The organism is Longimicrobium sp., from assembly GCF_036554565.1.
Taxonomy (GTDB): domain Bacteria; phylum Gemmatimonadota; class Gemmatimonadetes; order Longimicrobiales; family Longimicrobiaceae; genus Longimicrobium.
In genome coordinates this window covers 1-5,353 of record NZ_DATBNB010000188.1, presented here as the reverse complement: position 1 = coordinate 5,353, position 5,353 = coordinate 1, and the positions used below count along the sequence as shown (strand labels likewise).

The following is a 5,353-nucleotide window of genomic DNA, read 5'->3' as shown; positions in this document are numbered from 1 at the left end:
GCCGAGCGCGGGCTGCAGAGCGAGCAGGGCGCGCTGATCGTGGGCCTATCCGACGCGGCTCGGCAGCTGGGGCTGCGGGAGGGCGACCTGATCCTGCAAATCAACCGCGTGCGCGTTTCCAGCGCCGAAGAGGCCGCGCGGATGCTCGGGCAGCTGACGGGAACCGGCGTGGTGATGTACGTGGAGCGCGAAGGCCGGTTGGCCGCCACGCAGTTCATGCTGGGGAGCTGACGGACGAGGCCCCTTACCCGGCCCGTCCCGCACAAACTGCGTGCGGAGACGGGAGAACTCGATTGGGCTTCGGTATCCAGCGCGGGCAATCTGTCATCCAGAGGCCCAGGCGCCCCACACTCGCCCACAGAACATCCCACGCGGGCCGAAGGATCTAACAGAGGGCGCGTAACAGCCAGGGCGCGGCAGCGGACACCGACCGAGAGGCCTCGGCTCCGTCCCGCGGCTGCGATGTTCAAGCTCGAGGACCGCTGGCGAGGTCGGGGTGGGTCGGCTGGTCCGGCGCAGTCCCCGGGGTGGCCCCTCCCCCGCCCCTCCCCGCATGCTGTGCATGCGGAAAGGGGAGACCTTCGCTCGCATTCTCCCGCCGCAGTGTTCGCTCCCTACTTTCGCACTTTCGCACTTTCGCACTTCGCATTCCCGCACTCCCGCACTCCCCAGGAGCGCTACCAGACTCACCTGCGCGGCCCGGGCCCGACCGTTGCAACGCGCAGGGCCCTTTCACGAAACCAGCGGAGACAGCGGATGGCGTACGGATTGATCCAGTTCACCGAGGCGGGGCGGCGGGTGGCGGCCCTGGTGAGGACCGAGCACGGCCAGCCCACCGGGGCGGACGGGGTGATGGACCGTCTAGCGGCGTTCATCGAGGAAACCTCGCCCACGCTGATCCGGCAGGGATCGCCGGGCGCACTGTACATGGCCGAGTTGTTCACCGCCCGCGAGGTGCAGGCCGGGCGCGCCATCCGCGTGGTGGGCGGACAGGGCGAGCTGGGCATCGGGCGCGACGAGGTGGCGGCGCTGCAGGGGCCCGGCTACCTGTACGACTTCATCGTGGGCCCCGAGGGCGACCGCAGCCCGCCCATGGTTCACGTGACCCCCGTGCACGATTTGCCGCGGGTGGAGTGAGCAGGCAGCCGAGCCCACGCAAACGAAGCGGGCCCCATCGGGGGGGCCCGCTTCGTCTTTCGGCCAGGATGCGTCACGTGCAGTACGGCGGGCAGGTCTTCTGGGAGTTTTCGACCACGAGTGTCTCCACGACGGCGCTCTTGCGGCCCGGCTGGTGGTCTGGCCCGTACAGTTCGACGATGATGCGCGCGATCTGGTGCTTGGGATCGTTCACCACGACTCCCACGTCGCGATCGAACTCCCCGCCCTGAAGGCGCACGATGTGCTGCGACGGCGGCGTGGTTTGGCCTGCGGGAAGGTTGAACGTTCCTTGCTGCCGAAACAGTTGGATCTCACCGGCCGCGTTCCTGATGGAGATGCCGCTGGAGAACGCCGGGTGCACCTGCACCTGGTATCCCGCATTGCTAGCCTGCACGTGCTCGCCGATGGGCGCGACGCCTTCGCGGGTGCCCTCGGTACGGTTGCCCGCGACGGCCATGGAAGCCGCGCCCAGCACGGCGACTGCTGCAACTGCGCCTGCGATCCGGATGTGCTTCATCGTTGCTCCCTGGGCTGGATGGAACGGACGGGGATTCCGCCTTTTTGCAGGCGGTGGGACCGTGCGGAAGATCGAAGGAAAATGAAGGTTCCTGCAGATGTGAATCGTGGTACCAACCGCAACCTAACACGCCTTGGGCTGGGCGCACCGGCCTTGATGTCCACAATATGGTACGGGTTTTCACCAGCGCGCGGGTGGGGCATAAACAAAATTTCCTGCACTGAAGGCGCCATCCCGTGAGACGCACACGGAGCGCAGAAAACGGAACGGGGCCCCTTCCGAGGGGCCCCGTTCCGTCCGGTAGTGCCGCCGCCGCTCAACCGTGCAGCGACGGCATCATGGGGCTGCGGGTCACCTCGATCAGCCCTTTCAGGCGCTCGCCGCGCGTAACGCGGCGCAGCTGCCGGAACGCAATGACGATCATTGCTGCGTACAGCGCAGCCTTGGTCAGCTGGATCTGGTACGGGCGGGGGGCCCACTCGCTTCCGACACCAACTCGCGACAGTGCGGCAAACCAGAGCACGCTCAGCGCAAGAATGAATGCGTTCACGCCCAGGCACGCCCACAGGCCCCGCTCCATCCGCCCGGAACTCATGCCCAGGAACAACACGAGCAGCATGGCCAACAGCTCCATGACATCCCAGATCGCCACCGACGTATAGTGCCGAAGCGGGGTGAACACATCCTCCTGGATGCCCGCGATGGCGCCCAGGACCATCGCCAGCACGAAAATCGGCAGCCAGGCCCTGGCGGGCACAGGCGCATCACCCGGCCGCGCCCGGGTGAACGAATACGCCAGCAGGAGGCAGAAGGCGGTGAGAAGGAACGTACGGCTGTGGTTCAGCGCTGCGTTCCACTCCAGGTAGTGCGCCCACGTGCCTGACGTGGGCCCACCGAGGTACGCCGCAATCGCGAACGCGTCGTGAAATGATTTATTTACGGCCTGGACGAGAAACGCGGCGCCCGTCAGCGCCCAGCCATGACGGTAAACCGGCTGGTGTGCCGCGGCTCCCGTCGCGATACGAAGAGCGATGAGGCCGAACAGGAGAAGGCAGACCGAAATGGCACCTTGGGCAGCGAGCGTCAACATGGATCAGCCCGGGTCGCCGTCGACGCAGTTCGGCGGGCAGGTGTTCGCGTTGTTCTCCACGGTAAAGACGTCGCTGTACTCGCCATCCTCGCCGGGAACGCGGTCTTCGTGATACAGCCGGATCTGGAGGCTGGCGATGTTGTGGTTGGGATCGTCGATGGTGATGGTGACGTCGCGGCCGTTGTTCTTGCCCTTCAGCTTGATGGTGTGCTTCTTGGGATGCCCCTTGCCCCGGCAGTCCACGGGCTTGCTCCTGTCCTGCCGGTACAGCGTTTCGGCCGTGCCGCCCACGGGCTCGATGACGCACGAGCTGGCGAACGCGGGATGAAAGCTGACGTCGTAGTTGTCGGTGGAAACGGTCGTGTGGTCTTCCATCTTTTGCCTCCGGAAACGGATTTTACGGCGGGGAGGGGAACTGCAGACGATCTACAAAGTGCACTCTAACGGGCGGGCGGGCAAGTGCGTTCGCATTCGTCCGCCCCCCTGTGGCGCCTCAGCTTTCCGCGGGGCGGCGCAGGGCGTGCAGCCGTTCGAAGAGCGCCGGAACGTGCCGGTTCTCGATGGCGCGGCGCAGGCGAATCTGGGCCAGAACCGAAGCGATCAAGGCCACCGCGACGTTGATCCAGCAGAAGATCAGGGCGGCATCCAGGGCGCGGGCGCTTTCCAGCAACGCCAGGCTGGCCATCAGGCTTACCACCAGGGTTTCCTTTACGGCATGCGCGGCCACGGCCAACCATAGCACCAGGTCCATCCCGTCGTTCATCACGCCCACCAGCAGGGCGAGCAGCATCGACAGAACGGCAGCCGTGGCAAGCACCGCCAGGGCCGTCATCTGCGCGTGGTTGTCGATGGTGCCGTAGAGGGCCGCGGCCGTCGTTCCGCCCACCACGGTTCCGCCGATCACCCACAGCGCGCCGAGAGACACCTGGCGCACCCGCTCCGGGCGCGCGGCGAGCAGGGCGACCAGCATCAGGCCGTACGCGGCCATCCCCGCCTCCCGCCCGATGTTTCCGGCGGGGCTCCAGTCGAGGTACGTGCGGTACAACGGCGAGTCGGGGCCCGCCTGAAGGGCCGCCGTGGCCGCCAGCGTCTGCACGGCCCCGAACACGCCGATGAACACGAAGCTGGCGCCCGTCACCAGCCAGCCCGCTTCCAGCTTGCGCCAGCGGGCAGCGCCCAGGTGACGCCACGCCTGCAGCGCCAGGATGCCGAACAGCAGCGTAAGCGCGGCGTTCAACAGCTGGAGCGTGGCGGTCATCCGCCGGGCAGTACTGCGCAATTCGGTGGGCAGAGGACGACCACGTCCCTGATGATCACCGTTTCTTCGTCACCCGTGGCAAGGGCCGCTCCCTTGGGCTTCAGCCGGACCTCGATGCTGGCGATCTCGTGCAGCGGATCGTTGATCACCAGGCCGAAGTCGCGCGCGTTGGGGCCGCCGCGAAACTCGAACTGGCTGCTGTCCCACGGCAGCTCGGCCCCCGCGGGAAGCACGAACGGTCCGGACTGCGTGTACAGGTCGACGGATGTTCCCTCCCGCTGCACCGTCACGTTGCGGACGAACCCCGGGTAGAACGCCGACGTGTACCCGGCTACCGAGACCTCCATGCGCGAGGGCGAGGGGGGATCGACCTGCACATAATCGGGGTTGGTCTGGCCGGTGCTGCCGCCGTCTGCTTCGCTCATCAACGCCTCCAATGGATTGTCGCTCCAAGCCTGCACCCTCCCTTCATGATGGCCGCGCGGGCTGCCATCGCGCAAGGACTTTCGTGTTCGGGTTCGGGCCGCCCAGCGGGAGGTTCCCAGGGTCCCGCCAGCCACGCGCCATCGGGCGTACCGATTGCATCCCCGGACAGGAAACGAACCAGCCGCCCTTCCCGACACCGCTCGCAATGATGATCTCGCTTCCCCACGCCACGGCTCGTGCCGCATGGCTGGTCCTGGCCGCCGCCGCGTGCTCGCCCGCGCCTCCCGCCGCCGCGCCCGCGCCGGAAGCGGCCAAGCGGGTGCGGATCGTACACACCAACGACTTCCACGGCCGGCTGCTCCCCCAGGCGGTGTCGCAGCGCGCGGCGGGCGGGTCGGCGGTGCTGGCGGCGCACTTCGACAGCGTCGCCGCACGCTTCGAAGGGCCCACGGTAATCGTTTCCGCGGGCGACGACATGCAGGGCACGGCCATCAGCAACCTCAGCTGGGGGCGGGCCACCATCGACGCGCACAACGCGGCGGGATACGACGCGGCGGCCATCGGCAACCACGAGTTCGACTGGGGGCAGGACACCCTGGCGGCCCGGGTGCGCGACAGCCGCTTTCCCTGGCTGGCCGCCAACGTGTTCGTCGCCGGCACGCGCCGGCACCCGGCCTGGGTGCGGCCCTGGGTGATGGTAGAGCGCGGCGGCGTGCGCACGGCCGTCATCGGCGTGGCGCTGCAGACCACCCCCGAGATCGTGCTGGCGGGGCGCACGGCGGGGCTGGAGTTCGGCCCCGAGGCGCAGGCCGTGGACGCGGCCGCACGCGAGGCGCGCGCGGCCGGGGCCGACTTCGTGGTGGTCACGGCCCACCTGGGCGCGGCGTGCGAACGCGCCGGCAGC

8 protein-coding genes are annotated in these 5,353 nt (G+C 68.1%); 3 read left to right on the top strand and 5 right to left on the bottom strand.

Translation table 11 applies throughout. The annotated features are described in order from the left end of the window. Window positions 1–231, top strand: a 231-nt coding sequence (locus VIB55_RS05150; protein WP_331875597.1) for a PDZ domain-containing protein, incomplete at its 5' end; no start/stop codon positions are given. Between the two features lie 525 nt (window positions 232–756). Further along, window positions 757–1,137 (top strand): hypothetical protein, encoded by a 381-nt coding sequence (locus tag VIB55_RS05145; protein ID WP_331875596.1) that lies wholly within the window; start codon window positions 757–759, stop codon window positions 1,135–1,137. A gap of 73 nt (window positions 1,138–1,210) precedes the next feature. Here the strand turns inward: VIB55_RS05145 and VIB55_RS05140 are convergent, their stop codons facing one another. The 5 genes from VIB55_RS05140 to VIB55_RS05120 form a co-directional block, all read right to left on the bottom strand. Continuing rightward, a complete protein-coding gene (locus tag VIB55_RS05140) occupies window positions 1,211–1,675 on the bottom strand; it encodes a hypothetical protein (RefSeq protein WP_331875595.1) in 465 nt (154 codons plus the stop codon). Between the two features lie 316 nt (window positions 1,676–1,991). Continuing rightward, the gene (locus VIB55_RS05135; RefSeq protein ID WP_331875594.1) at window positions 1,992–2,765 is read right to left on the bottom strand and encodes a hypothetical protein; all 774 of its coding nucleotides are present in this window, start codon (window positions 2,763–2,765) and stop codon (window positions 1,992–1,994) included. Between the two features lie 3 nt (window positions 2,766–2,768). Then, the gene (locus VIB55_RS05130; RefSeq protein WP_331875593.1) at window positions 2,769–3,140 is read right to left on the bottom strand and encodes a hypothetical protein; all 372 of its coding nucleotides are present in this window, start codon (window positions 3,138–3,140) and stop codon (window positions 2,769–2,771) included. 118 nt (window positions 3,141–3,258) lie between these two features. Further along, window positions 3,259–4,023 (bottom strand): hypothetical protein, encoded by a 765-nt coding sequence (locus VIB55_RS05125; protein ID WP_331875592.1) that lies wholly within the window; start codon window positions 4,021–4,023, stop codon window positions 3,259–3,261. Next, complete coding sequence (locus VIB55_RS05120) at window positions 4,020–4,448, bottom strand: hypothetical protein (RefSeq protein ID WP_331875591.1); 429 nt, start codon at window positions 4,446–4,448, stop codon at window positions 4,020–4,022. The genes VIB55_RS05125 and VIB55_RS05120 overlap by 4 nt, the downstream gene beginning before the upstream one ends. Before the next feature lie 206 nt (window positions 4,449–4,654). Here VIB55_RS05120 and VIB55_RS05115 point away from each other — a divergent pair. Then, the coding region (locus VIB55_RS05115; protein ID WP_331875590.1) for a CapA family protein at window positions 4,655–5,353 on the top strand (699 nt) is incomplete at its 3' end.

What these genes read in the sequence shown, in the direction of transcription:
- VIB55_RS05145 (WP_331875596.1), top strand. Translation starts at nt 757, where the DNA reads ATGGCGTACGGATTGATCCAGTTCACCGAGGCGGGGCGGCGGGTGGCG.
- VIB55_RS05140 (WP_331875595.1), bottom strand. Translation starts at nt 1,675, where the DNA reads ATGAAGCACATCCGGATCGCAGGCGCAGTTGCAGCAGTCGCCGTGCTG.
- VIB55_RS05135 (WP_331875594.1), bottom strand. Translation starts at nt 2,765, where the DNA reads ATGTTGACGCTCGCTGCCCAAGGTGCCATTTCGGTCTGCCTTCTCCTG.
- VIB55_RS05130 (WP_331875593.1), bottom strand. Translation starts at nt 3,140, where the DNA reads ATGGAAGACCACACGACCGTTTCCACCGACAACTACGACGTCAGCTTT.
- VIB55_RS05125 (WP_331875592.1), bottom strand. Translation starts at nt 4,023, where the DNA reads ATGACCGCCACGCTCCAGCTGTTGAACGCCGCGCTTACGCTGCTGTTC.
- VIB55_RS05120 (WP_331875591.1), bottom strand. Translation starts at nt 4,448, where the DNA reads ATGAGCGAAGCAGACGGCGGCAGCACCGGCCAGACCAACCCCGATTAT.